Genomic DNA, 24,847 nt, shown 5'->3' with positions numbered 1-24,847 from the left:
AACGATCCCCGCAATGATTTTGCATTCAGTTTGTTGCAGATGTTTGACGTGGGGCATGAATTAGCATACAAGGAGTACCGATTTGAGTTGGACTTACGTCTTATTTCCTTATGCGCCGGGAACGGTGATTTAATCAGTTGCCAAACAAGCCGGAGTATTGAGATAATTTTTCGTCTGACTCTCGCTCTATTGCAAATGAGGTTTCAGTTCATGTCCTGCTACGCCGGGTGTCTGCGCAGCGGGGATTACCATTAACGAATAGTCTTAGTAGTACCGAAAAAATGGCAGAGAAACGCAATATCTTTCTGGTTGGGCCTATGGGTGCCGGCAAAAGCACTATTGGGCGTCAGTTAGCTCAACAACTCAATATGGAATTTTACGATTCTGATCAAGAGATTGAGAAACGAACCGGAGCGGATGTGGGCTGGGTCTTCGACGTAGAAGGCGAAGAAGGTTTCCGTGACCGAGAAGAAAAAGTGATCAACGAACTCACGGAAAAACAGGGCATTGTGCTGGCAACTGGCGGCGGCTCTGTAAAATCTCGCGAAACCCGCAACCGTCTCTCCGCCCGTGGCGTAGTGGTCTATCTTGAGACGACCATCGAAAAACAGCTGGCACGCACGCAGCGTGATAAAAAGCGCCCGTTGTTGCAGGTTGAAACACCGCCACGTGAAGTTCTGGAAGCTTTGGCCGATGAACGCAATCCTCTGTACGAAGAGATTGCTGATGTGACCATTCGTACTGACGATCAAAGCGCTAAAGTGGTTGCAAACCAGATTATTCATATGCTGGAAAGCAACTGATTCTGGCTTTATATACACTCGCCTGCGGGTAAAAGCATTTAAGGTGGATGTCGCGTCATGGAGAGGATTACAGTTACTCTCGGGGAACGTAGTTACCCTATCACCATCGCGGCTGGTTTGTTTAACGACCCAGCTTCCTTCTTACCACTGAAAGCGGGTGATCAGGCGATGCTGGTCACCAACGAGACGCTGGCTCCGCTTTATCTCGACCGTGTACGTCACCTGCTTGAGCAGGCGGGCGTGAAGGTCGACAGTGTGATTCTGCCCGATGGCGAGCAGTACAAAAGCCTGACGGTACTGGATACCGTCTTTACCGCACTTCTGCAAAAACCGCACGGTCGTGATACAACACTGCTTGCCCTGGGCGGCGGTGTTGTGGGCGATCTGACCGGTTTTGCAGCCGCCAGCTACCAGCGCGGCGTGCGCTTTATTCAAATTCCAACCACGTTGCTCTCACAGGTCGATTCTTCTGTGGGCGGTAAAACGGCGGTTAACCATCCGCTCGGCAAAAACATGATTGGCGCGTTCTACCAGCCTGCCTCGGTGGTGGTGGATCTCGACTGTCTGAAAACCTTGCCAGCGCGCGAACTGGCGTCCGGCCTTGCAGAAGTGATCAAATACGGCATTATTCTTGACGGGGAGTTCTTCACCTGGCTGGAAGAGAATATGGATGCGCTGCTGCGCCTCGACGGGCAGGCAATGGCCTACTGTATTCGCCGTTGTTGTGAGCTGAAAGCAGAAGTCGTTGCCGCAGATGAGCGTGAAACCGGCTTACGTGCTTTACTGAATCTGGGGCATACGTTTGGTCATGCGATCGAAGCCGAAATGGGCTACGGTAACTGGCTTCACGGTGAAGCTGTCGCTGCCGGAATGGTTATGGCGGCGCGGGCCTCTGAACGTCTGGGGCAGTTCAGGCCGGAAGAGACAGCACGTATCATCGCGTTGCTTAAACGTGCTGGCTTGCCGGTAAGTGGTCCGCAGGAAATGTCTGCGCAGGCGTACCTTCCCCACATGATGCGCGATAAAAAAGTATTGGCAGGTGAGATGCGTCTGGTACTCCCGCTTGCAATAGGGAAAAGTGAAGTGCGCGGCGGAGTGCCGCACGAAGTCGTACTTGGCGCTATTGCTGATTGTCAGCAGGCGTAACAACTAGAAAGGTCAGACCGCTGTAACAGGTGGTCGTTTTAGCTTCAGGTAAATGCAGAGTCGTTGGCAGAAGCCTTTGAGTGGGGTGTTAAATGGATGAATTCAAACCAGAAGACGAGCTGAAACCCGATCCCAGCGATCGTCGTACTGGTCGTTCTCGTCAATCTTCAGAACGTGATAACGAGCCGCAGATCAACTTTGACGATGTCGATCTGGATGCAGACGAACGTCGCCCTTCGCGTAGCCGTAATGCGCGAAATGAGCGTGAAGACGAGGAGTATGAATCCGAAGAAGAGTTAATGGATGAACAGCCTGTTGAACGTCGTCCGCGCAAACGTAAAAAAGCGGCAGCGGCAAAACCGGCCTCCCGTCAGTACATCATGATGGGCCTTGGCGTTCTGGTGCTGGTCTTGCTGATTGTCGGCATTGGTTCTGCGCTAAAAGCACCTTCTACCAATTCTACCGAGCAGACAGCGTCTGCCGAGAAGAGCATCGACCTGTCTGGTAACGATGCGAGCAACCAGGCGAATGGCGCTCAGCCTGCGCCGGGCACCACTTCCGCAGAGCAGACCGCAGGTAACACCAGCGCTGGTCAGGATATCTCTCTGCCGCCTGTCTCTGCGACCCCGACTCAGGGCCAGGCGCCTGCGACGCCTGAAGGCCAGCAGCGTGTTGAAGTTCAGGGCGATCTGAATAACGCGCTGATGCAGCCGCAGAATCAGGAGCAGGTTAACGCTGCCGTGGTGAACTCCACGCTGCCAACTGAACCAGCCACCGTTGCGCCAGTTCATGGCAGCAATGCCCAGCAGCAAACGGCGGCAACGGAAACCAAACCGCGCCAGACGCAGACTGCGCCACGCCAGGAGCGTAAGCAGGCTGTGATTGAGCCGAAGCGTGAGACGAAACCGCAAACCGTGGCAAAAGCGCCAGAAACGAAAGCGCCAGCGCAGACAAAACCTGCGGTGAGCCAGCCGGTTAAAGCGCCAACGCCTGCGGCAACCACTGCACCGAAAGCAACGGCGACCACAGCCGCGCCTGCTGCAACAACACCTGCGGCTCCCGCAGCCAAAACGGGCGCTGCATCAGGTAAAACGACGGGCAACGTGGGTTCTTTGCAGTCGGCCTCTTCCAGCAACTACACCCTTCAGCTGAGCAGTTCGTCTAACTATGACAACCTCAACGCCTGGGCGAAGAAATCGAATCTGAAAAACTACGTGGTTTATCAGACGACCCGTAACGGTCAACCGTGGTATGTGCTGGTGAGTGGTATTTATGCTTCCAAAGATGAAGCAAAACGTGCCGTTTCCACGCTGCCAGCCGACGTGCAGGCGAAAAACCCGTGGGCGAAGCCGATTCATCAGGTGCAGGCCGATCTGAAGTAATGTTTAAAGCGCAGGATGCTGTCGGAGCTTTCTCCACAGCCGGAGAAGGTGTAATCAGTTAGTCAGCATGAAAAAAAATCGCGCTTTTCTGAAATGGGCAGGGGGGAAATACCCCCTGCTCGACGATATTAAAAAGCACCTGCCGAAAGGCGAGTGTCTTATCGAGCCCTTCGTGGGTGCTGGATCGGTGTTCCTGAATACCGATTTTTCTCGTTATATCCTGGCGGATATCAACAGCGACCTTATCAGCCTCTATAACATCGTCAAACTGCGTACCGATGAGTATGTGGAAGAGGCGCGGAAGCTGTTTACGCCAGAGAACAACAACCCGGACGTCTACTATCAGTTCCGCGCTGAGTTTAATCAAAGCCAGGATCCGTTCCGTCGCGCGCTGTTGTTTCTTTATCTCAACCGCCATGGCTACAACGGTCTGTGCCGGTATAATCTGCGTGGCGAGTTTAACGTGCCGTTTGGCCGCTATAAGCGCCCCTATTTCCCGCAGGACGAGCTGTATCACTTTGCTGAAAAAGCGCAGAATGCCGAGTTCTACTGTCTCTCCTATGAAGAGTGCATGGATCTGGCGGGCGTAAACTCGGTGGTCTACTGCGACCCGCCTTACGCGCCGCTATCTGCCACGGCAAATTTCACCGCCTACCACACCAACAGCTTCAGCCCGGCCGAGCAGGCTCGTCTGGCTGAGATGGCGGAAAAGCTGGTCAGCAAAAGAATTCCGGTGTTAATTTCGAATCACGACACCCCTGATACGCGCGAATGGTACAAAGCCGCGAAGCATTTTCAGGTAAAAGTGCGGCGTAGCATTAGCAGCAACGGCGGCACACGTAAAAAGGTGGACGAACTTCTGGCGCTTTATCGACCCTGAGCCTTTGCCCGCCGGTAAACACATTTCAAGGAGATGCGGATGAAACAGTTTTTGATTGCCCCCTCAATTCTGTCGGCCGATTTTGCCCGCCTGGGTGAAGACACTGCCAAAGCTCTCGCGGCTGGCGCGGATGTCGTCCATTTCGACGTTATGGATAACCACTACGTTCCCAACCTGACCATCGGTCCGATGGTGCTTAAAGCGCTGCGTAACTACGGGATCACCGCGCCCATTGACGTGCATCTGATGGTGAAACCGGTTGACCGCATCGTGCCTGATTTCGCCGCGGCGGGTGCCAGCATCATCACTTTCCACCCGGAAGCCTCCGAACACGTTGACCGCACGCTACAGCTGATCAAAGAGAACGGCTGTAAGGCGGGACTGGTCTTTAACCCGGCGACCCCGCTGAGCTATCTCGACTACGTGATGGACAAGCTGGACGTGATCCTGCTGATGTCCGTCAACCCGGGCTTTGGTGGCCAGTCGTTTATCCCTCAGACCCTCGACAAACTGCGTGAAGTGCGCCGCCGTATCGATGAGTCTGGCTATGATATTCGTCTGGAAGTGGACGGCGGCGTGAAGGTCAATAACATCGGTGAGATTGCGGCGGCAGGGGCGGATATGTTCGTCGCAGGTTCCGCCATCTTCGATCAACCGGATTACAAAAAAGTCATTGATGAAATGCGCCGTGAACTGGCGAAGGTAAGTCATGGATAAATTGCAGGCTATTCGGGGTGTAGCATTTGACCTCGACGGCACGCTGGTCGACAGCGCGCCAGGATTAACCCGCGCCGTCGATCAGGCGCTGTATGCCCTTGAACTCCCCGTTGCGGGCGAAGAGCGCGTGGTGACGTGGATTGGTAACGGTGCAGACGTGCTGATGGAGCGCGCGCTGACCTGGGCTCGTCAGGAGCGTGCCTCTCAGCGTTCCGCGCAAGGGAAACCGAGTGTTGACCACGCGGATATTCCCCAGGATGAGCAGCAGCGTATTCTGCGCAAACTGTTCGACCGTTTCTACGAAGAGACCGTCGAAGAGGGCAGCTTCCTGTTCCCGGATGTCGCTGAAACGCTGAGCGCGCTACATGCCAAAGGCATCCCGCTGGGGCTGGTGACTAACAAGCCGACACCGTTCGTTGCGCCTCTGCTGGAAGCGCTGGATATCGCGAAATACTTCTCCGTAATTGTGGGCGGCGATGACGTGCAGAATAAAAAGCCGCATCCGGAACCGCTATTGCTGGTGGCAGGAAAATTATCCTTAGCGCCTGCGGAGCTGCTCTTTGTCGGGGATTCCCGCAATGATATTCTGGCTGCCAGAGCGGCAGGTTGCCCGTCGGTTGGGTTGACCTACGGCTACAACTACGGTGAAGCCATTACGCTGAGTGAGCCGGACGTTGTGTTCGACCACTTCAAAGATTTGTTGCCCGCACTCGGGCTCTCGCACAGTGAACATCAGGAATTGAATAATGACTAAGCCCATCGTTTTTAGTGGCGCACAGCCTTCAGGTGAACTGACCATTGGTAACTACATGGGTGCGTTACGTCAGTGGGTGAGCATGCAGGATGACTACCACTGCATTTACTGCATCGTGGATTTGCATGCTATCACCGCGCGTCAGGATCCCGAGAAGCTGCGCAAAGCAACGCTCGATACGCTGGCGCTGTACCTGGCGTGCGGTATCGATCCAGAGAAGAGCACCATTTTCGTTCAGTCTCACGTGCCAGAGCACGCGCAGCTTGGCTGGGCGCTGAACTGCTACACCTATTTCGGCGAGCTGAGCCGCATGACCCAGTTCAAGGATAAGTCTGCCCGCTACTCTGAAAACATCAACGCCGGTTTGTTTGATTATCCGGTGCTGATGGCGGCCGACATTCTGCTGTACCAGACCAACCAGGTGCCGGTGGGTGAAGACCAGAAGCAGCACCTGGAGCTGAGCCGCGATATCGCCCAGCGCTTCAATGCGCTTTACGGTGACGTGTTCAAAGTGCCTGAGCCGTTTATTCCGAAATCCGGCGCGCGCGTGATGTCCCTGCTGGAGCCGACCAAAAAGATGTCCAAGTCTGACGATAACCGCAACAACGTTATCGGCCTGCTGGAAGATCCGAAATCGGTGGTGAAAAAGCTCAAGCGTGCGGTGACCGACTCCGACGAGCCGCCAGTGGTGCGCTACGACGTGCAGAACAAAGCGGGCGTGTCAAACCTGCTGGACATTCTCTCCGGTGTGACCGGACAGAGCATTCCTGAGCTGGAAAAACACTTTGAAGGCAAGATGTACGGCCACCTGAAAGGCGAAGTGGCAGACGCCGTTTCCGGCATGCTGACCGAGTTGCAGGAGCGCTATCACCGTTACCGTAACGACGAAGCTTTCCTGCAAAAAGTGATGAAAGAGGGCGCGGAAAAAGCCAGCGCGCGCGCCTCCGAAACCCTGAAAGCGGTGTACGACGCGATTGGGTTTGTGGCGAAACCTTAAGCCGCTTTGCCGGGTGGCGCTAACGCTTACCCGGCCTACGGGACCGTGCAGGTCGGGTAAGGCGGAGCCGCCACCCGACAAAACTGACGAAACAAAAAAACCGGGACATCCCCGGTTTTTTTACGCCTGAAAAACGCTTACTGCTGTGCCGCCGGGCCGCAACCGCCAATGATCTTCGAAATGGAGATCGCCGGGTGAAGCAGGTAATCGTAGCTGCAATTATTTTTAGTATTTTGAACGTGACCGGTGCAGGCCGTCAGAGTTGATAACAGGCCGACCAGTACGGCAGCTTTTGCCAGTTTGAACATACGCATTCCTTGTCAAAAAATCGAAAATTGGATGTAACACGAGGGAATAAATGGAAAAGTTCCATTATGCGGGCGGTATGTTATCGACTGAGGTAAGAAGGGAGTAGTCCGCTTAAAGACTACTCCCGGGAGAGATTATGCGTTAGTGGCTGGAGAACCAGTTCAGTTTTTCGCGCAGGGCTACCACGCGACCCACCACGATCAGCGCCGGGCTTTCAACCTGCTGCGCCAGCTCGCCCAGCTGCGTCAGCACGCCATCGACCACGCGCTGGGTAATGGCGGTGCCGTTTTCCACCAGCGCGACCGGCATATCTGCTTCCATGCCGTGCTCCAGCAGTTTCGCCTGAATCGTGGCTGCCTGATTTAGCCCCATATAGAAAACCAGCGTCTGCTTTTCAGCGGCCAGATTATGCCAGTCCAGTTCGCTGCCGGTTTTCAGGTGGCCCGTCACCAGGCGCACGCTCTGGGCATAGTCGCGATGGGTTAACGGAATGCCGGAATAGGCAGAACAGCCGGACGCCGCCGTAATGCCCGGCACCACGGAGAACGGAATACCCGCGTTGCACAGGGTTTCCAGCTCTTCGCCGCCGCGACCAAAGATAAACGGATCGCCACCCTTCAGGCGCACCACGCGCTTACCTTTTTGCGCTTCCCGTAGCAGGATCTGGTTGATCTCCTCCTGCGGTACGCAGTGATAACCTGCCCGTTTGCCGACGAACACGCGGTCAGCATCCCGGCGCACCAGATTCATGATGTCATCAGAGACCAGACGGTCATACACCACGATGTCCGCCTGCTGGATCTGCTGGAGACCCTTCAGCGTCAGCAAGCCCGCATCGCCGGGACCAGCGCCCACCAGTACCACTTCACCGCGATGGTCCAGCGGCTCGCTCAGGAGCTGTTCGGTCGTCTCTTCAACGGCTTTGGTGTCCTGATTGGCAAGGGACTGCGCCAGCCTGTCGTTGACAAAGAACTTCTCCCAGAAGCGACGGCGTTCGCCCACGGTTGCGAAGGTTTGCTTCACGCGGGAACGCAGCTGCCCGGCGTAGTGGGCAATCTGACCAAGATGCTGCGGCAGCACGGCTTCCAGTTTTTCCCGCAGCAGACGGGCAAGAACGGGTGAGCGGCCACCGGACGACACCGCAATCATCAGCGGTGAACGGTCGATAATCGACGGCATGATAAAGCTCGCCTCTTTCGGCGCATCCACCACGTTACAGAAGATGCGGCGCGCTTCGCAGGCGTCGCTGACGCGCTGGTTAACGTCATCGTTATCCGTTGCGGCGATGGTCAGCCAGCAGGTATCCAGCAGGGATTCATCAAATTCGCCCTGCACCTGGGTGAGCATCCCTTCCTGCGCCCAGACGTCAAACTGTGGGGCGAAGGTGAGGGCGTTGACGGTCAGTCGGGCGCCCGCCTCTAACAGCAGGCGTGCCTTGCGTTCAGCCACATCGCCGCCGCCCACGAGCAGGCAGTCGCGGTTGCGTAATTGACAAAAAATCGGCAGGTGATCCACGACGTTACCTCACAGCATTCATGGCGGGGGAAGAATTGACGTCAGGATAACAGCAGGGATCGTACAGAACATACGGTTTTTCCTGCCGTTACCCATAAGGGGTCATAAGCCTTTCCTATTGAAAAGGCGAGGGGTTACGCTTTCAGCTGCACCTCGCCGTCCTTCACGCGGACGTCGTAGTGTTTGACCGAGAAGCTTTCATCTTCCATGCAGAGTCCGTCGGTTAAGCGGAAGCGCTGCTTTTTCAGCGGGCTGGCAACCCACAGCTCGCCCTGGTGCTCCGCAATCAGACCGCGGGAGAGCACGCTGGCCTCGAAGAACGGGTCGATATTGCTGATGGCATAAACCTGTTCATCGTGGCGAGGGCGGAAAATCGCCACCTGCTCGTTACCCAGCAGGGCACAGACGCCGGTTGCTGGCAGAATGTCGTTAATGTTGCAGATGTTTACCCACTGGCTCATGCGTTTTCCTCCACCAGCATCACCGGAATACGTTCATACGGGGTCGCTGGACGATGCTGTTCGCGCTCCGGCACCACCTGCACGTTCGGGTCGCGCTGGGTGCTGTTGATAAAGTGTCTGAAGCGCGTCTGCGCCGCTGGCGTGTTCACGGTTTCGGTCCACTCGCAGATCACCGCCTCGCGCAGGCGAGTCATCTCGAATTCCAGCTGTTCATTCAGGCCCAGCTTGTCGTCGATAATGACCGACTTCAGGTAGTCGATGCCGCCTTCGAGATTATCCAGCCAGGACGCGGTACGGGTCAGCTTATCGGCGGTACGAATGTAGAACATCATGAAGCGGTCGAGGTATTTGATCAGCGTATCGCGATCGAGATCGGCGGCCAGCAGATCCGCGTGGCGAGGTTTCATCCCGCCGTTACCGCACACGTACAGGTTCCAGCCTTTCTCCGTGGCAATGATACCCACGTCTTTCCCCTGTGCTTCCGCACATTCACGGGTACACCCTGAGACGCCGAACTTCATTTTGTGCGGCGTACGGATGCCTTTGTAGCGGTTTTCAAGCTCTACGCCGAAGCCCACGCTGTCGCCCACGCCGTAGCGGCACCAGGTGCTGCCCACGCAGGTTTTCGCCATGCGCAGCGCCTTGGCGTACGCGTGACCGGTTTCAAAGCCCGCTTCAATCAGCTGACGCCAGATTTCCGGCAGGTCATCTTTCTGCGCACCGAACAGGCCGATACGCTGGGAACCGGTGATTTTGGTGTACAGGTTAAACTCACGGGCGATACGACCCACGGCGACCAGCCCTTCCGGGGTGATTTCCCCTCCGGCAGAACGCGGGATCACCGAGTAAGTCCCGTCTTTCTGAATATTCGCCAGGAAGTTATCGTTGGTGTCCTGAAGCGGAGTGTGTTCTGGTTTGAGCACATATTCGTTCCAGCAGGACGCCAGCAGGGAACCGACGGTGGGCTTACATACTTCACAGCCATAGCCCTGGCCGTGTTTCTCCATCAGTTCGTCGAAGGACTTAATGCCTTCCACGCGGATCAGGTGATACAGCTCCTGGCGAGAGTAAGCGAAGTGCTCGCACAGGTTGTTGTTCACTTCAATGCCCTGTTTTGCCAGCTCGGCGTTCAGCACCTGAGTGACCAGAGGAATACAGCCGCCGCAGCCGGTCCCGGCTTTGGTTTCCGCCTTCAGCGCCGCAACAGTGTGGCAGCCTTTGTTAATGGCGGAGATCAGCATGCCTTTGGTCACGTCGAAGCAGGAACAGATTTGCGCGCTGTCCGGCAGTTTATCCACGCCGATGGACGGCTTACCGCTGGAGGCGTGCGCCGGGAGGATTAGCGCGTCCGGGTTCTCCGGCAGCTCAATGGCGTTCAGCACCAGCTGGAGCAGGTTACCGAAGTCGCTGGTATCACCCACCAGCACCGCCCCGAGCAGGGTTTTGTTGTCCTGGCTGACGATGAGACGTTTGTAGACTTCTTTGCTTTCGTCCAGATAAACATAGCTGCGGGAGTTCGGGGTGCGGCCATGCGCATCACCAATACCGCCCACGTCCACGCCCAGCAGCTTCAGCTTGGCGCTCATGTCTGCGCCGGTGAAGGCGTTTTCGTTGCCGAGGATATGGTCAACGGCGACCTGCGCCATTTTGTACCCTGGTGCAACCAGGCCGTATACGCGGTTATTCCAGCTGGCGCATTCGCCGATAGCGTAGATATCCGGATCGGAGGTCTGGCAGGTATCGTTGATCATGATCCCGCCGCGCTGCGCCACGGCCAGACCGCACTGGGTGGCCAGCTTGTCGCGCGGGCGAATACCGGTGGAGAAGACGATGAAATCCACTTCCAGCTCGCTGCCGTCTGCAAAGCGCATGGTTTTACGCGCTTCGGTGCCTTCCTGCACGATCTCTTTGGTGTTCTTGCTGGTGTGAACCTTCACGCCCATGCTTTCGATTTTACGGCGTAGCTGGTCGCCACCCATATGGTCCAGCTGTTCCGCCATCAGCATCGGGGCAAATTCGATGACGTGGGTTTCAACGCCGAGGTTTTTCAGCGCGCCTGCCGCTTCCAGACCCAGCAGACCACCGCCGACAACCGCCCCGCGTTTGCTTCGACGTGCGCAGGATTCAATGGCGTTGAGGTCTTCAATGGTACGGTAAACGAAGCAATCCTGGGTTTCCGACCCTTTGATAGGCGGGATCCACGGATACGAGCCCGTCGCCATGATCAGCTTATCGTAAAAAACCGTACGTCCGGCGCTGGAGTGGATCACTTTCTCCTGACGGTTGATGGTGATAGCGCGTTCGCCCACCAGCACTTTTACGCCATGCTTCTCGTAGAACCCTTCACGCACCAGAGAGAGCTCTTCGGCGGTATGGTGAGAGAAGTAGGAAGACAAGTGCACACGGTCGTACGCCTTGCGGGGTTCTTCACAGAACACGGTAATATCGAACTGCTCAGCATCGGCTTTATCGAGAAGATCCTCAATAAAGCGGTGGCCGACCATGCCGTTACCGATGATAGCGAGTCTGACTTTGCTCATTTTTGCCTCGATTTCTTTTCTATTACTGCCTACCTTAACGATTCAGCAGGGGCACTTATTGATGCAAATCAAATACGCCTTCACCTACCCCTTAGTGGGTATATCTATGATTTGTCAGGATTTTTATAAGTGACGGATATTGTTTGATTTTTGTGCTTGCTCGTTTTTCGCACAAAATTAGTGGGGTTTTTACCCATCGGCGGGCAGGGCGGGTGAGCAGGGGAAAACCCCTTTGCAGTACGCAAAGGGGTTATGGCGATTAGTGGGTAGCTGTTGCCGGGTTGTGTTGACGGTGACGGGTCACAAAGCCCAGCACGAAGCACATGATGAACACCACGGCATACAGACCGTTAGCGGTATGCAGCGCCGCCAGCGGACCGCTGTGCGCAACAATCGGGCCCGTGACCACGAAGGTCAGCATGGTGCCGATGGTGCCGCAGGTCAGCACGAAGTTCACCAGCTTCGGCGAGGCCACTTTGGTCTGAAGAGAGCCAAGGGTGATGATCGAGGTATAAATCGCGCTGGAGAAGAAGCCCAGGGTCAGGATGAACCACGGCATATGCTCCGGGGAACCGTTGATGAACAGATACATCAGCACGGTCGCCAGACCCGCCAGAACGGTCAGAATACGTTGCAGGTCGAAGAAGCGCAGGATAAAGCTAAACGCCCACATGCCGAACATGTAAGACATCCAGAAATCGCTCACCAGCTTGCCCGCGTCGTTCAGGCTCATGCCCAGACCTTTGGCGTATTCCGGTACCCAGGAGATAAAGCCCAGCTGACCGAGGATGTAGCACAGGGCGGCAATGGAGAGGAACAGTACGCCGATACCCCATTTTTCTTTCGCAACCGGCTCAGATGTGGTCTGCGCTTTTTTGCCCAGCACAGGGAACTCGCAGCCGAAGGTGAGAATAAAGATCGCGACGTAGACCAGACCAATGCAGGCGTACACCCAGTACCACTCAATGCTGCGCGCCAGAAGATACGCGGCGACCATCGGGAAAATCATCCCGGCCATGCTGAAGAAGGAGTCGGTGAACAGCAGACGCGCGCCGCGCTGGCGGCCTTCATACATGTGCGTAATCAGGAACGTACCGATCGACATGGTGATCCCGCTCACCAGGCCCAGCACGAACATGGCGGCAGAGAAGAGGGCGATGCTGTGGCTCAGCATCAGGCCCGCCACGGCGGCAACCATCAGCACGAAGCCGAAACGCAGCTGCGTTTTCAGCGGCACGATTTCCATCAGCCAGGCATTCAGGAAAATAGAGATCAGGATCCCCGCGTTCAGGAAGGTGAAGGTGTTACTCATGCTGGAAACGGGCAGCTGGAAGTAGTCTGCGATATTTCCCATCACCATCCCGGTGACGATCACCAACGCGCCGGTCAGGGCGTAAGAGAAGAAGCTGATCCATGTGAGCTTGATGCGATTGCTGTTAGTCATGTCTGGCCTGTTAAAAGTAAAGAAAAACGCAATGACTGCGTTTGAGCGGGCAGATTTTAGTCGCGAAAGTGATCTAATTAAATCTTTTCAGAAAATTTTGAGCACAATTGCAGGTTTTAACGTGATGCAGATCACATTACGTTTCGGGCTGAACAATCGTTTGCGCGGTAATAATTGTTTCAATTTGGTAAAATTAGGTAAAAGACTGGTCTGGGTTCATACTGCTCTTTAGAATCAAGCCATTCGCTTTTTATACTGCGCTTTGTTAAGGAATTCTCATGCTCAAATCAACACTGGCGGCTGTCGCAGCTGTGTTTGCTCTTTCTGCCGTTTCCCCTGCTGCGCTGGCAGCCAAAGGAGACCCTCACGTCCTGCTGACTACCTCTGCGGGGAATATTGAGCTGGAGCTGGATAGCCAGAAAGCCCCTGTTTCGGTGAAAAACTTCCTCGACTACGTGAACAGTGGTTTTTATAACAACACCACGTTCCACCGCGTGATCCCGGGCTTCATGATTCAGGGTGGCGGTTTTAACGAGCAGATGCAGCAGAAACAGCCCAACCCGCCCATCAAAAATGAAGCAGACAACGGCCTGCTGAACAAGCGCGGCACCATCTCCATGGCGCGTACGGCGGACAAAGACAGCGCCACCAGCCAGTTCTTCCTCAACGTGGCTGATAACGCCTTCCTGGACCACGGTCAGCGCGACTTTGGCTACGCGGTGTTCGGCAAAGTGGTGAAAGGCATGGACGTGGCGGATAAGATCTCTCAGGTTCAGACTCACGATGTCGGTCCATACCAGAATGTGCCGACTAAGCCTGTCGTCATTCTCTCCGCGAAAGTGCTGCCGTAACGTTCCCTCACACGGGCACATCTTGCCCGTGTCTTTCCACCCTCCCTGCGAAAGCGCGTTTTGCTGCTTATACTTGTGGCAAACGGACTATTCAGGGAGGCGTAGTGAAAAAACTCACCGACAAGCAAAAATCCCGTCTCTGGGAGCAACAACGTAAGGTCAATTTTCAGGCCAGCTGCCTCCTTGAAAAAGGCAAGGGCCCCGCTGAACCCGATATCGAGACGCTGGAACTGGGGCCTTCCGCACCGGGTTTACCCCATCTGTGTCTTATTCACCGCCATTTATTCCGCAACGAAATGAAAGGCGCGGGCGAGCTGCGCACCGCCGATATTTCCAAGGGCGACATTCCTTTTTGCCATTTCGAGTACATCGAGAAAGTGGGTAATGAGCTGATGGCTTTGCTGGAAAGTGATAAATATCTGGTGGGCCTTCAGAAAGAAGAGTTTACAGACAGAATCAGTCATTACTACTGTGAAATCAACATGCTACATCCGTTTATGAGCGGTAATGGCGTGGCCCAGCGGATCTTCTTTGAACAACTGGCTATTCATGCGGGCTATGTGCTGAACTGGCAGGGGATCGACCCGGACGACTGGGCTGCCGCCAACCAGAGCGGGGCAATGGGGGATTTGACCGCCCTGAACGCCATCTTTGCCAAAGTTGTGAGCGAAGCGCGGGAATCTGCGTAAAATAGGGCGGCCATTTTTTCAGGAGCCGCCATGATTCTGCTGATTGATAACTACGATTCCTTTACCTGGAACCTTTACCAGTATTTTTGTGAGCTGGGGGCAGAGGTGGTTGTCCGCCGTAACGATGAGATCGCGCTGGCTGACATTGACGCGCTGGCGCCCCAGAAAATCGTGATTTCGCCGGGGCCGTGTACCCCGTCGGAATCCGGTATCGCGCTGGAGGTCATCCGCCACTATGCGGGCAAACTGCCGATTCTGGGCGTCTGCCTGGGTCACCAGGCCATTGCGCAGGTCTTTGGCGCCACCATTGTCCGTGCCGCGAAAGTCATGCACGGCAAAACCTCACCGATCACGCACACCGGTACCGGCGTATTCCTGGGGCTAAACAATCCGTTAACCGTGACGCGCTACCATTCTCTGATCATTGATCCGCCGACCCTGCCGGCCTGCTTTGAGGTCACCGCCTGGAGCGAGACGCAGGAGATCATGGGCATTCGCCACCGCGAGTACGATCTGGAAGGGGTGCAGTTCCACCCGGAAAGCATTCTCAGCGAACAGGGTCACGCGCTGCTGGCCAATTTCCTTAATCGCTGAATATCTGTTGCCTTGTTGTGATTTTTTATGCATATTTTGTGATTATATTTTCACAATCAATGTGACATAAAAATGGATGGTCATGACATGGCAACTGAACAACCAGCAATTACCCGCGCGACATTCGATGAAGTGATCCTGCCGATTTATGCACCGGCTGAGTTTATCCCGGTGAAAGGGAGAGGCAGCCGCGTCTGGGATCAGCAGGGCAACGAGTATGTTGATTTCGCAGGCGGTATTGCAGTGACGGCGCTGGGCCATTGCCATCCTGCGCTGGTGGACGCGCTGAAAACGCAGGGCGAAACGCTGTGGCACACGAGCAACGTGTTCACCAACGAACCGGCGCTGCGTCTGGGGCGTAAGATCATCGATGCCACCTTCGCCGAACGCGTGCTGTTTATGAACTCCGGCACCGAAGCCAACGAAACCGCCTTTAAGCTGGCGCGCTACTACGCAACCACGCGTCATAGCCCGTACAAAACCAAAATCATCGCCTTCCATAACGCCTTCCACGGACGCTCCTTCTTTACCGTTTCCGTTGGCGGCCAGCCGAAGTATTCCGACGGCTTTGGTCCGAAACCTGCGGATATCATCCACGTGCCGTTTAACGATCTCCACGCCGTTAAAGCGGTGATGGACGATCACACCTGTGCCGTGGTGGTCGAGCCCATTCAGGGGGAAGGCGGCGTCACGGCGGCCACCCCGGAATTTCTGCAAGGGCTGCGCGAGCTGTGCGACGAGCACCAGGCGCTGCTGGTGTTTGATGAAGTGCAGTGTGGGATGGGGCGTACCGGAGACCTGTTTGCTTATATGCACTACGGCGTAACGCCGGATATTCTGACCAGCGCGAAAGCGCTCGGCGGCGGTTTCCCGGTCAGTGCGGTGCTCACCACCCAGGATATCGCTTCCGCATTTCATGTGGGCTCACACGGCTCCACCTACGGCGGTAATCCGCTGGCGTGCGCCGTGGCGGGTGCGGCGTTCGACATCATTAATACGCCGGACGTCCTGAATGGCGTGAATGCGAAACGCGACCTGTTTGTGAAACATCTCCAGCAGATTGACCAACAGTTTGATGTCTTCAGCGACATCCGCGGGATGGGGCTGCTGATCGGCGCCGAACTGAAGCCGCAGTACAAAGGCCGCGCGCGCGATTTCCTGCACGCCGCCGCGCACGAAGGCGTCATGGTGCTCAACGCCGGGCCGGACGTGATGCGCTTTGCGCCATCGCTGGTGGTGGAAGACAAAGACATCGAAGACGGATTAACCCGTTTTGCCGCGGCGGTCGCGAAGATCGTCAGCGGCTAATACGCCGTTCGTTTTAACCGGCGCGTTAACCAAATCCCGTGATGCGGGCGCTGACGCCATGCCACCGACGAAATGGTGTGCATGGTGTTCAGATGTCCGAGAACGCGCTGTAAATGCTGCTCAAGGGTGCTCATCGGCCCGTGGGTCAGCGTCTCCGGCGCTTCCAGAATGTTCGAATCCCCTGACTCGCCCGGCGCGTCATACTCCAGACGCTGCTGACAGCGCTGCAACGCAATTTCACACGACTGCAAATAGCGCTGCGCCAGATCCGGCGTCAGCATCGTGTGCTCCCGCGCCAGCGTCGTCATGGCATTGATGTGCTCGACGATAAACTGGCTGTGCGTGACCCACAGCTTCATGTCAGCCAGATAGTGCGCGTTAAAGCCCGGCTCCTGCATGGCCTGGTTAAGAGAGTTGAACAGGGCGTTATGCGCCTGGTTGACCTTCATGCGCTCGTAGGCCAGCGGAGAGGGCTGCGGGTCATCGCTCAGAATAAGACGAATGGCCTGCTGGTCAGCTTCCAGCGCGTCGTGGGCGTTCTGCCTCAGCAGCCCACTCTGCCACTGCGGCCACAGCCAGACCATGCCGCCAAAGGCGATCAGGCAGCCAATCAGCGTATCGACCAGCCGGGCAATAATAAACTGTTCCCCGTTAAGCGTAAGCAGTTGCAGGGTATACACCGCCGTTACCGTAAAGCCCACCATCGCCCAGCCGTAGTTTTTGCGGATGATCAGGTAGCTCACCAGCGTGATCGCCAGCATACCGGCCAGGGTATAGCCTTCCGGCACGTGGAAGTGCAGCGTCACGCCCGCGATAATCAGCCCCGCCATCGTACCGCCCGCCCGATGCAGAATGCGCACCCGCGTGGCGCCATAGCCGTTCTGGGTGACAAACAGCACGGTCATTAAGATCCAGTAGGGTTTCGGCAGGTGCAGGGCCATTCCCATCAGGCTGGCGATGCTCAGCATCACACTGATCCGCGCGGCATTGCGCAGCGCGGAAGATTTCAGTGAAAGATAACTTTTGAGCGCGGGCAGCAGCGGCAGCCGTTTTTGCTTATCGGCCATCAGGTCCCGGGCATAAAGCGGGCGCTGGGTGCGTAACACCCGGGCGATGCGGCTGAAATGCCAGGCAGCAAATTGCCCGACCGGGTTATCCGCGTGCTGACGCGCAATCTTTTCCAGCGCGCCGAGCTGTTTGTCCATGTTAAAGCGCGTCGGGTAGCGGTGATAGAGGATATCGTCAGCCAGCACCCGCAGGCGGGCCGCGACGGTCTGCGCGTTCCAGCGGATCACCGCTTCCGCATGGCTGCGCTCCACCAGCTTTTGCACCTCTTCCGGATTATGAAGGCTGACGGAGATATGCTCCTGCAAATCCAGCCCGACCTGGAAGGTTCGCAGCAGCCGCTTGTATTCATGATTTTTGTTGGCGGCAAGCATGTGCAACTGCTGATAGCACTGGCTGATCAGATCCACCACTTTTTGCTGGCGCGCCAGCAGCGGCGGCAGGGATTTTTCCGGGTCGGTATGTTGAGTGAGCAGGGTGTATTTTGCTTCGCAATATTCAGCAAGCTGCACGTAGAGCAGGCTCAGGGATTCGCGCAGCGGCTGTTCCCGCCACAGCCAGAACCAGAACCAGTTAAACAGCCCGTACCACAGCGTGCCGAGGGCGTAGATCAGCAATGGCTCCCACACCGGCATATTGCCCGCAAGGCTTAAGGTGAAGATGGCGGCAATCAGCGACGCGGGAAGCAGGCGGGCGTGCAGCGAGCTGATTTCGGCGGTGACGCCGAGCGTCATCGCCAGCACGGTCAGGATCAGCGGCAGAGGAATGTCGCGGGCCAGTAAGAGTTGTACGGCAAGGCTACAGCCGGCAAACAGGCAGCCGCCAATAATCAGACGTTTAAAAAAGCGTTTATGCGGCGTATCCAGACCGGCAATGTTGCAGCAGGCGGGCACAAGAGAAAACAGCAGGCCTTGCTGAAGATGTCCGAAGATCAGGCCCACGGCCACGGGAAGACACAACACCAGCGTTTGTCGCAGTGCGTAGTTAACTTCCGGGTGATAGATCAGCCTGCGCCACATGAGGAGTAGAGACAAAAACGGCGTGCCACCCTGCGGCGGCACGCCGTTTGACCGAAATTAACGGGTTCCGTAGACCACGATAGTTTTACCGTGGGCAGAGATCAGGTTCTGGTCTTCCAGCATCTTCAGGATACGGCCCACTGTTTCACGGGAACAGCCGACGATCTGACCGATTTCCTGGCGGGTAATTTTAATTTGCATACCGTCAGGGTGGGTCATGGCGTCTGGCTGTTTCGCCAGGTTCAACAGCGTCTGCGCGATACGACCGGTCACGTCCAGGAAGGCGAGGTTACCCACCTTCTCAGAGGTCACTTGCAGACGGCGTGCCATCTGGGAAGAAAGACGCATCAGGATGTCAGGGTTGACCTGAATCAGCTGACGGAATTTCTTGTAAGAAATTTCAGCCACTTCACATGCTGTTTTTGCACGAACCCAGGCGCTACGTTCCTGGCCTTCTTCAAACAGGCCCAGTTCACCGATAAAATCGCCCTGGTTCAGATAAGAAAGGATCATCTCTTTCCCTTCTTCATCTTTGATCAGCACGGCCACCGAGCCTTTAACGATGTAATACAACGTTTCCGCTTTTTCACCCTGGTGAATCAGCGTGCTCTTTGATGGGTACTTATGAATGTGGCAATGAGACAAGAACCATTCGAGAGTCGGGTCTGTTTGCGGTTTGCCAAGCACCATGCGCTGTTATCCTCTGTTATAAGCTGTCACCAGAGTCATAAGATGCATCCGGACTCTGGGGTTGCAATCGAATTCTTACCCATACCTGGGAAGTCGGCTGTCGTAACGTTTCGCAGCCAGTAAAGTTTGATGTCCTCTGCATACATGTGTAACGTCAATGTATTACTGTAGCATCCAGAGTGTTTTAGCATAGCTTTCGCCGCGTGTCTCCTGGTGTCTCGCTTCAGCATGACGCAGGTCGCCTTCCGTTGCGAGAAATGTAACGTACACGTAATCTGTCATAAAAAATGCAACGTTGGAGTGAGTGAATATGCAAGCGCGTGTGAAATGGGTTGAAGGGTTAACGTTCCTGGGCGAGTCTGCTTCCGGGCACCAGGTTTTGATGGATGGCAACTCCGGCGATAAAGCGCCAAGCCCAATGGAAATGGTGCTGATGGCGGCAGGCGGATGCAGTGCGATCGACGTGGTGTCGATCCTGCAAAAAGGCCGTCATGACGTGACCGATTGTGAAGTGAAGCTGACGTCGGAACGTCGTGAAGAGGCGCCCCGCCTGTTTACGCATATTAATCTGCACTTTATCGTCACCGGCAAAGAACTGAAGGATGCGGCGGTCTCGCGTGCGGTTGACCTGTCTGCGGAGAAATACTGCTCTGTGGCGTTAATGCTGGAGAAAGCGGTAAAAATCACCCATTCGTATGAAGTGATCGCGGCTTAATTTTTTGGCGGGTGGCGCTGCGCTGACCCGCCCTACAAAAGCACGCCCGTAGGCCGGATAAGCGAAGCGCCATCCGGCAACAGGCGTCACGCGATCTGCTTTCCTTCCATCAGCCGCTGCACCAGCGGTGTCATGATCAGCTCCATTGCCAGCCCCATTTTTCCCCCGGGCACCACTAACGTATTCATGTGCGAAATAAACGAACCCTGTAGCATCGCCAGCAGCCAGGGGTAATCAATGCCTTCCAGGTTGCGGAAGTGGATCACCACAAAGCTCTCGTCCAGCGACGGGATGCTTTTTGCAGCGAACGGGTTGGAGGTGTCCACGGTGGGGACGCGCTGGAAGTTAATGTGGGTTCGGGAGAACTGCGGCGTCAGGAAGTTGATGTAATCTTCCATGGAGCGCACCACCGAGTCCATGACCGCCTCTCGCGAATGGCCGCGCTCGCTCATGTCACGCGTCAGCTTCTGGATCCACTCAAGGTTAACAATCGGCACCACCCCCACCAGCAAATCCACGTGGCGCGCCACGTCGTGCTGAGGCGTCACCACGCCGCCGTGCAATCCTTCGTAAAACAGCACGTCAGTCGGTTCCGGCAGCGGCTGCCAGGGCGTGAACGTGCCGGGGACCTGGTTCCAGGGCACGGCTTCATCGTAGGTGTGGAGATACTTGCGGGACTGCCCGGTACCGCTTTGCCCGTATTCACGGAAGGTTTGCTCCAGCAGGCCGAAGTCATTGGCCTCCGGGCCGAAGTAGCTGATGTGTTTACCCAGATCGCGCGCCTTGCGGATGGCCATATCCATCTCCGGGCGCGTGTAGCGGTGAAAGCTGTCGCCTTCTACCTCTGCCGCCCGTAAGTTAAGCTGGGCGAAGATCTTGCGGAAGGCGAGGCTGGTGGTAGTGGTTCCCGCCCCACTCGAACCCGTAACGGCAATAACCGGATGTCTGGCAGACATAGCAACTCCCTGACTGGAAAAGTGTAAAGATCAGCCGTGAAACGCGTTGCGGGGCATGATATTGACCGTCTCATGCAGTTCGGACCATACCAGCACCACGTCGCCGCTTTTAAGCTGGCGCTTAACATCGTTGACCTTTTGTTCAAGCGAACGTTCATGTTCACCATAATCGGTGCCTTCGCGCAAGACAAAGCTTTCAATCAGATTATCGAGCGTGTCGGGAGAGAGATCCTGCCAGGGAATAATCATTTTTTACCGTCCAGATAAGCCGTTAACCAGTCGGGAATACGCGTCTCAAGCCACATTTTGGGCCGACGCAGCGTGCCGCCGACAAAGCCGACGTGTCCGCCGAATTGGGTGAGCTGATACTCCACGTTGGCCGGCAGATGATCGGGCGCCGGAATCGAGTGATGATCCATAAACGGATCATCTTTGGCGTGGATAATCAGCGTAGGTTTCGTGATTTGGTTCAGTAAAGGCATGGCGCTGCACTGACGGTAATAGTCAATCGCATCGGCAAAGCCGTGAATTTTCGAGGTGATCAAATCATCAAACTCGCGCAGGCGCTTCACGCGTTTGAGCTGTTGCAGCGTTACAGGCAGCGTATCCGGATAAGCCTTCAGCTTGCGCGCGGCGTTGGCTTTCAGCAGGTTGAGCAGGTAGCGCTGGTAGACCCGCGAAAACCCCTTTTCCATATGATAGCTGCACTGCTCCAGCATAAAGGGCGCAGAGACAATCACCGCCGCATCCAGCGGTACGGCGTCGCTCTCCTTCGCCAGCAGGCAGGCCAGCATATTGCCGCCCAGCGAATACCCCACCGCTGCCGTTGGCGCCTCGCCGAAATGGTCTCTTAGCCAGCGCAGGAACCAGGTGCCGTCCTCGGTTTCACCCGAGTGATAAATGCGTTTCTGACGGTTAGGCTCGCCGCTGCATCCGCGAAAATGCATCACCACCCCAAGCCAGCCGCGGGCTTTCGCCGCCTCAATGAGACCGTGTGCGTAAGGGCTGTGCAGGCTGCCTTCCAGACCGTGAAACACCACCAGACGGGGTTTATGTCTGGCCCGATCCGGATCTTCGCTCCAGGCGAGATCCAAAAAGTCGCCATCCGGCAAATCCAGGCGTTGCCAGTGCGGGGTGAACTGTACCTTGCGGCGGATCAGGCGCGGCAGCATGGTTTGCAGGTGAGGGTTAGCCACACCGCGCATGGGCACGAACTCTGCGCTCTCTTCGGCTGCAATGTCGAAGTCTGAGGGAATGATTTGGGTCATAAGGGCGATGCTGATTCTTGTCAGAAATTAACTATACCTTCCGAATTGTACCCCGTTTAGCCCGTTTTTCCGAAACATGAACTGATCCCGATCACATTTCTTTACCTTGATTATTACTCTCAGGCTAATGATTACGTCCTACGCTTAATTGATGCCTTTCTCACCAGAGCGCACACTTTACTCAACGTTAAGCAAATCAGAATGATGTGCTGAATCAGGAGGTTAATAATGTTATCTGGGCAAACACCCACCCGGCAATGGAACACCCGACGCAGTGAGAAAGCGCGTCGTCTGGCGTCCGTACCGGTGCAGGGCAAGGTACTGCCAACCGGCGATCTTGTCGCCATGCTGGAAAAACTGATCGCACCAGGCGACAAAGTCGTTCTGGAAGGCAACAACCAGAAGCAGGCGGATTTCCTTTCCCGTTCACTGGCGGAAGTGAACCCGCAAATCGTACACGATCTGCATATGATCATGCCGAGCGTGGGCCGCAGCGAGCATCTGGACATCTTTGAGAAAGGCATCGCCCGCAAGCTGGACTTCTCCTTCTCCGGTACGCAAAGCCTGCGAATCTCCCAACTGCTGGAGGATGGTCAGCTCGAAATCGGGGCGATTCACACCTACATCGAACTCTACTCACGTTTATACGTCGACCTATCGCCAAACGTGGCGCTGATTGCCGGTTTTAAAGCGGACCGCAAAGGCAACCTCTATACCGGGGCGAGTACCGAAGATACTCCGGCGCTGGTGGAAGCCGCCGCGTTCCATGACGGCATCGTCATCGCGCAGGTGAATGAGCTGGTGGACGACGAGTGCGACCTGCCGCGTGTGGATATTCCGGGCTCGTGGATTGATTTTGTGGTGGTTGCCGACAAGCCGTTCTTTATCGAACCGCTCTTCACCCGTGACCCGCGCCTGATCAAACAGGAACATATCCTGATGGCGATGATGGCGATTAAAGGCATCTACGCTGAACACCAGGTGCAGTCCCTGAACCACGGGATTGGCTTTAACACCGCCGCGATCGAGCTGCTGCTGCCCACCTACGGCGAACAGCTCGGACTCAAAGGCAAAATCTGTAAACACTGGACCCTGAACCCGCATCCAACGCTGATCCCGGCCATCGAAAGCGGCTGGGTGGAGAGCGTCCACTGCTTCGGCGGCGAGCTGGGAATGGAAGAGTACATCCGCGCCCGTCCGGACGTGTTCTTTACCGGTGCCGACGGCTCCATGCGCTCTAACCGCGCCTTCTGTCAGCTGGCTGGTCAGTACGCGGTCGATATGTTTATCGGCTCTACGCTACAGGTCGACGGTTACGCTAACTCCTCAACCGTGACCCGCGGCCGTCTTTCCGGCTTCGGCGGCGCGCCAAACATGGGCCACGATCCGCACGGTCGTCGCCACGCCACACCGGCCTGGCTGAACATGATCACCGAGCCTGACCCGATGCAGCGCGGTAAAAAGCTGGTTGTGCAGATGGTGGAAACCTTCCAGGCGGGCGTGAAGCCAACCTTCGTGGAAAAACTCGACGCCGTTGACGTCGCGAAAGCCTCCGGTATGCCGCTGGCGCCGGTCATGATTTACGGCGATGACGTCACCCACGTGCTGACGGAAGAGGGGATTGCTTACCTCTACCGGGCGAAAGATCTGGAAGAGCGTCGCGCCATGGTCGCCGCCGTGGCGGGTATCACCGATATCGGTCTGGGCGTTGACGCCAAACGCGTGGCGGAACTGCGCCAGAGCGGCAAGGTTGTGTATCCGGAAGATATGGGCATTCGTCGTACCGATGCCACCCGTTCGCTGCTGGCGGCCGGTAGCGTCGCGGACCTGGTGGAATGGTCCGGCGGTCTTTACAACCCACCTGCGAAATTCCGGAGCTGGTAATGAAACTTCTGCCCCAGATCCAGGTTGAAGGCGGTGCCGAATGGCTGGCGCGAACCGCCACGCAGTGTCTGATTGACGAAGCACGTTTAAGCCCGAAGCCCGGTCTGGTGGACAGCCGGGGGAACGGCGCGCACCACGATTTATCGCTTGCGCTGATGGAGCGCTCCGCTCACAGCCTGACCCCCACGTTTCAGGCGCTGGCGCAGCAGAGCTGGCAGCGTCCGGCGGATATTGCCCTCCGGCAAACCGTTGGCCGCCTGGGTCGCGAAGGTGAACGGCAGATGATGGCCGCTACCGACGGCGTGAACACGCACCGTGGCGCGATCTGGGCGCTGGGATTGCTGGTGAGCGCGGTGGCGATGCTGGGCGGCGATGCCCGGGCGCAAACCGTCGCGAACACCGCCGCTCAGCTGGCGAAGCTGCCGGATGACGCGGCGCCGAAAGTGTTCAGCAAGGGGTTACGCGTCACGCACCGCTACCGTGTACCGGGCGCGCGTGAAGAGGCTCAGCAGGCGTTTCCGCACGTTATGCAGCGCGCGCTGCCGCAGCTTCGCCTCAGCCGTCTCAACGGCAGCAGCGAAACGCAGGCCAGACTCGACGCGCTGATGGCGATCATGACCTCGCTCACCGACACCTGCGTGCTGTCGCGCGCCGGCATGGAGGGGCTGGACGCCATGCAGAACGGCGCCCGTGCGGTGCTGAACGCCGGAGGATGCGCAACGCTCGCCGGGCAGCAGGCGCTGGCGCGGTTAGACCGTCAGATGCTGTCGCTTAACGCCTCGCCGGGCGGAGCCGCAGACCTGCTTGCCGCCACGCTGTTTCTTGACCGCGTCGAAACGCCCTATTCAAAGCATTAAGAG

At 56.5% G+C, this 24,847-nt stretch carries 24 protein-coding genes; 14 read left to right on the top strand and 10 right to left on the bottom strand.

Translation table 11 applies throughout. The features are described 5' to 3' along the window. The first annotated feature begins 281 nt into the window (after positions 1-281). The 7 genes from aroK (at position 282) to trpS (ending at position 6,679) form a co-directional block, all read left to right on the top strand. Positions 282-803, top strand: a complete 522-nt coding sequence (gene aroK, locus ACOTW6_RS19515) for a shikimate kinase AroK (protein ID WP_003861630.1) — start codon at positions 282-284, stop codon at positions 801-803. A gap of 57 nt (positions 804-860) precedes the next feature. After that, positions 861-1,949 carry a 3-dehydroquinate synthase gene (gene aroB, locus ACOTW6_RS19510; protein WP_003861631.1) on the top strand — a complete coding sequence of 363 codons (1,089 nt, stop codon included), beginning with the start codon at positions 861-863 and terminating at the stop codon, positions 1,947-1,949. Between the two features lie 92 nt (positions 1,950-2,041). Further along, entirely contained in the window at positions 2,042-3,331 is a 1,290-nt protein-coding gene (gene damX / locus ACOTW6_RS19505; protein ID WP_062933377.1) for a cell division protein DamX, read from the top strand. A gap of 67 nt (positions 3,332-3,398) precedes the next feature. Beyond that, positions 3,399-4,211 (top strand): adenine-specific DNA-methyltransferase, encoded by an 813-nt coding sequence (gene dam / locus ACOTW6_RS19500; RefSeq protein ID WP_015571432.1) that lies wholly within the window; start codon positions 3,399-3,401, stop codon positions 4,209-4,211. 39 nt (positions 4,212-4,250) lie between these two features. Then, positions 4,251-4,928: a ribulose-phosphate 3-epimerase gene (gene rpe, locus ACOTW6_RS19495; RefSeq protein ID WP_003861634.1), complete on the top strand. Its 678-nt coding sequence runs from the start codon at positions 4,251-4,253 to the stop codon at positions 4,926-4,928. Next, positions 4,921-5,682, top strand: a complete 762-nt coding sequence (gph, locus tag ACOTW6_RS19490; protein ID WP_017384158.1) for a phosphoglycolate phosphatase — start codon at positions 4,921-4,923, stop codon at positions 5,680-5,682. The genes rpe and gph overlap by 8 nt, the downstream gene beginning before the upstream one ends. After that, entirely contained in the window at positions 5,675-6,679 is a 1,005-nt protein-coding gene (gene trpS, locus ACOTW6_RS19485; RefSeq protein ID WP_015571430.1) for a tryptophan--tRNA ligase, read from the top strand. Before gph ends, trpS begins: the two co-directional genes overlap by 8 nt. 137 nt (positions 6,680-6,816) lie before the next feature. On the opposite strand, the gene ACOTW6_RS19480 is transcribed toward trpS, so the two are convergent. From ACOTW6_RS19480 to tsgA, 5 genes are all read right to left on the bottom strand, one after another. Beyond that, a complete protein-coding gene (locus ACOTW6_RS19480; protein WP_008503029.1) occupies positions 6,817-6,987 on the bottom strand; it encodes a YhfL family protein in 171 nt (56 codons plus the stop codon). Between the two features lie 142 nt (positions 6,988-7,129). Continuing rightward, the gene (gene cysG, locus ACOTW6_RS19475) at positions 7,130-8,503 is read right to left on the bottom strand and encodes a siroheme synthase CysG (RefSeq protein WP_023298772.1); all 1,374 of its coding nucleotides are present in this window, start codon (positions 8,501-8,503) and stop codon (positions 7,130-7,132) included. A 134-nt stretch (positions 8,504-8,637) separates the two neighbouring features. After that, on the bottom strand, positions 8,638-8,964 hold the full coding sequence (gene nirD, locus ACOTW6_RS19470; protein WP_015571429.1) for a nitrite reductase small subunit NirD: 327 nt from the start codon (positions 8,962-8,964) through the stop codon (positions 8,638-8,640). Continuing rightward, positions 8,961-11,504, bottom strand: a complete 2,544-nt coding sequence (nirB, locus tag ACOTW6_RS19465) for a nitrite reductase large subunit NirB (RefSeq protein ID WP_062933378.1) — start codon at positions 11,502-11,504, stop codon at positions 8,961-8,963. Before nirB ends, nirD begins: the two co-directional genes overlap by 4 nt. Before the next feature lie 259 nt (positions 11,505-11,763). Beyond that, positions 11,764-12,948 (bottom strand): MFS transporter TsgA, encoded by a 1,185-nt coding sequence (gene tsgA, locus ACOTW6_RS19460; protein ID WP_003861648.1) that lies wholly within the window; start codon positions 12,946-12,948, stop codon positions 11,764-11,766. Between the two features lie 278 nt (positions 12,949-13,226). Between tsgA and ppiA the strand changes: the two genes are divergently transcribed. From ppiA to argD, 4 genes are all read left to right on the top strand, one after another. Further along, on the top strand, positions 13,227-13,799 hold the full coding sequence (ppiA, locus tag ACOTW6_RS19455) for a peptidylprolyl isomerase A (RefSeq protein WP_003861649.1): 573 nt from the start codon (positions 13,227-13,229) through the stop codon (positions 13,797-13,799). Positions 13,800-13,903: 104 nt separating this feature from the next. Further along, the gene (locus tag ACOTW6_RS19450) at positions 13,904-14,488 is read left to right on the top strand and encodes a putative adenosine monophosphate-protein transferase Fic (protein ID WP_121479371.1); all 585 of its coding nucleotides are present in this window, start codon (positions 13,904-13,906) and stop codon (positions 14,486-14,488) included. A 30-nt stretch (positions 14,489-14,518) separates the two neighbouring features. Then, on the top strand, positions 14,519-15,082 hold the full coding sequence (pabA, locus tag ACOTW6_RS19445) for an aminodeoxychorismate synthase component 2 (protein WP_121479370.1): 564 nt from the start codon (positions 14,519-14,521) through the stop codon (positions 15,080-15,082). 87 nt (positions 15,083-15,169) lie between these two features. Beyond that, positions 15,170-16,390 (top strand): bifunctional acetylornithine/succinyldiaminopimelate transaminase, encoded by a 1,221-nt coding sequence (gene argD, locus ACOTW6_RS19440; protein ID WP_023295528.1) that lies wholly within the window; start codon positions 15,170-15,172, stop codon positions 16,388-16,390. On the opposite strand, the gene ACOTW6_RS19435 is transcribed toward argD, so the two are convergent. Together ACOTW6_RS19435 and crp are read right to left on the bottom strand one after the other, a co-directional pair. Continuing rightward, positions 16,387-18,474 (bottom strand): YccS/YhfK family putative transporter, encoded by a 2,088-nt coding sequence (locus tag ACOTW6_RS19435; RefSeq protein ID WP_047050466.1) that lies wholly within the window; start codon positions 18,472-18,474, stop codon positions 16,387-16,389. The genes argD and ACOTW6_RS19435 overlap by 4 nt on opposite strands. A gap of 57 nt (positions 18,475-18,531) precedes the next feature. After that, positions 18,532-19,164: a cAMP-activated global transcriptional regulator CRP gene (gene crp / locus ACOTW6_RS19430; protein WP_000242758.1), complete on the bottom strand. Its 633-nt coding sequence runs from the start codon at positions 19,162-19,164 to the stop codon at positions 18,532-18,534. A 310-nt stretch (positions 19,165-19,474) separates the two neighbouring features. On the opposite strand from crp, the gene ACOTW6_RS19425 reads away from it, so the two are divergent. Next, entirely contained in the window at positions 19,475-19,879 is a 405-nt protein-coding gene (locus tag ACOTW6_RS19425) for an OsmC family protein (RefSeq protein ID WP_015571423.1), read from the top strand. 86 nt (positions 19,880-19,965) lie between these two features. Here ACOTW6_RS19425 and ACOTW6_RS19420 read toward each other — a convergent pair whose 3' ends face one another. From ACOTW6_RS19420 to ACOTW6_RS19410, 3 genes are read right to left on the bottom strand one after another with little or no spacing between them, the layout of a single operon-like run. Next, positions 19,966-20,835 (bottom strand): phosphoribulokinase, encoded by an 870-nt coding sequence (locus ACOTW6_RS19420; protein WP_003861663.1) that lies wholly within the window; start codon positions 20,833-20,835, stop codon positions 19,966-19,968. Between the two features lie 30 nt (positions 20,836-20,865). Then, positions 20,866-21,084 carry a YheU family protein gene (locus ACOTW6_RS19415; RefSeq protein WP_014171926.1) on the bottom strand — a complete coding sequence of 73 codons (219 nt, stop codon included), beginning with the start codon at positions 21,082-21,084 and terminating at the stop codon, positions 20,866-20,868. Beyond that, entirely contained in the window at positions 21,081-22,103 is a 1,023-nt protein-coding gene (locus ACOTW6_RS19410) for a hydrolase (RefSeq protein ID WP_047050464.1), read from the bottom strand. The genes ACOTW6_RS19415 and ACOTW6_RS19410 overlap by 4 nt, the downstream gene beginning before the upstream one ends. Positions 22,104-22,331: 228 nt before the next feature. Here ACOTW6_RS19410 and mdcA point away from each other — a divergent pair, with 228 nt between their 5' ends. Together mdcA and ACOTW6_RS19400 are read left to right on the top strand one after the other, a co-directional pair. Continuing rightward, the gene (gene mdcA / locus ACOTW6_RS19405; RefSeq protein WP_003861669.1) at positions 22,332-23,987 is read left to right on the top strand and encodes a malonate decarboxylase subunit alpha; all 1,656 of its coding nucleotides are present in this window, start codon (positions 22,332-22,334) and stop codon (positions 23,985-23,987) included. Beyond that, complete coding sequence (locus ACOTW6_RS19400; RefSeq protein WP_062933381.1) at positions 23,987-24,844, top strand: triphosphoribosyl-dephospho-CoA synthase; 858 nt, start codon at positions 23,987-23,989, stop codon at positions 24,842-24,844. Before mdcA ends, ACOTW6_RS19400 begins: the two co-directional genes overlap by 1 nt. The last annotated feature ends 3 nt before the right edge of the window (positions 24,845-24,847 follow it).

Origin of the sequence: Enterobacter cloacae complex sp. IR5403, from assembly GCF_049238705.1 — a bacterium.
GTDB classification, from domain to species: Bacteria; Pseudomonadota; Gammaproteobacteria; order Enterobacterales; family Enterobacteriaceae; genus Enterobacter; species Enterobacter hormaechei_C.
This window is presented reverse-complemented; position numbering and strand designations above follow the sequence as displayed.

Bases quoted from the DNA above. Each gene is read 5' to 3' on its own strand.
- argD (WP_023295528.1), top strand. From the start codon at position 15,170: ATGGCAACTGAACAACCAGCAATTACCCGCGCGACATTCGATGAAGTG.
- nirD (WP_015571429.1), bottom strand. From the start codon at position 8,964: ATGAGCCAGTGGGTAAACATCTGCAACATTAACGACATTCTGCCAGCA.
- gph (WP_017384158.1), top strand. From the start codon at position 4,921: ATGGATAAATTGCAGGCTATTCGGGGTGTAGCATTTGACCTCGACGGC.
- dam (WP_015571432.1), top strand. From the start codon at position 3,399: ATGAAAAAAAATCGCGCTTTTCTGAAATGGGCAGGGGGGAAATACCCC.
- damX (WP_062933377.1), top strand. From the start codon at position 2,042: ATGGATGAATTCAAACCAGAAGACGAGCTGAAACCCGATCCCAGCGAT.
- ACOTW6_RS19420 (WP_003861663.1), bottom strand. From the start codon at position 20,835: ATGTCTGCCAGACATCCGGTTATTGCCGTTACGGGTTCGAGTGGGGCG.
- ACOTW6_RS19415 (WP_014171926.1), bottom strand. From the start codon at position 21,084: ATGATTATTCCCTGGCAGGATCTCTCTCCCGACACGCTCGATAATCTG.
- crp (WP_000242758.1), bottom strand. From the start codon at position 19,164: ATGGTGCTTGGCAAACCGCAAACAGACCCGACTCTCGAATGGTTCTTG.
- mdcA (WP_003861669.1), top strand. From the start codon at position 22,332: ATGTTATCTGGGCAAACACCCACCCGGCAATGGAACACCCGACGCAGT.
- pabA (WP_121479370.1), top strand. From the start codon at position 14,519: ATGATTCTGCTGATTGATAACTACGATTCCTTTACCTGGAACCTTTAC.
- aroB (WP_003861631.1), top strand. From the start codon at position 861: ATGGAGAGGATTACAGTTACTCTCGGGGAACGTAGTTACCCTATCACC.
- aroK (WP_003861630.1), top strand. From the start codon at position 282: ATGGCAGAGAAACGCAATATCTTTCTGGTTGGGCCTATGGGTGCCGGC.
- nirB (WP_062933378.1), bottom strand. From the start codon at position 11,504: ATGAGCAAAGTCAGACTCGCTATCATCGGTAACGGCATGGTCGGCCAC.
- ACOTW6_RS19400 (WP_062933381.1), top strand. From the start codon at position 23,987: ATGAAACTTCTGCCCCAGATCCAGGTTGAAGGCGGTGCCGAATGGCTG.
- rpe (WP_003861634.1), top strand. From the start codon at position 4,251: ATGAAACAGTTTTTGATTGCCCCCTCAATTCTGTCGGCCGATTTTGCC.
- ACOTW6_RS19425 (WP_015571423.1), top strand. From the start codon at position 19,475: ATGCAAGCGCGTGTGAAATGGGTTGAAGGGTTAACGTTCCTGGGCGAG.
- ppiA (WP_003861649.1), top strand. From the start codon at position 13,227: ATGCTCAAATCAACACTGGCGGCTGTCGCAGCTGTGTTTGCTCTTTCT.
- ACOTW6_RS19435 (WP_047050466.1), bottom strand. From the start codon at position 18,474: ATGTGGCGCAGGCTGATCTATCACCCGGAAGTTAACTACGCACTGCGA.
- trpS (WP_015571430.1), top strand. From the start codon at position 5,675: ATGACTAAGCCCATCGTTTTTAGTGGCGCACAGCCTTCAGGTGAACTG.
- tsgA (WP_003861648.1), bottom strand. From the start codon at position 12,948: ATGACTAACAGCAATCGCATCAAGCTCACATGGATCAGCTTCTTCTCT.
- ACOTW6_RS19410 (WP_047050464.1), bottom strand. From the start codon at position 22,103: ATGACCCAAATCATTCCCTCAGACTTCGACATTGCAGCCGAAGAGAGC.
- ACOTW6_RS19480 (WP_008503029.1), bottom strand. From the start codon at position 6,987: ATGTTCAAACTGGCAAAAGCTGCCGTACTGGTCGGCCTGTTATCAACT.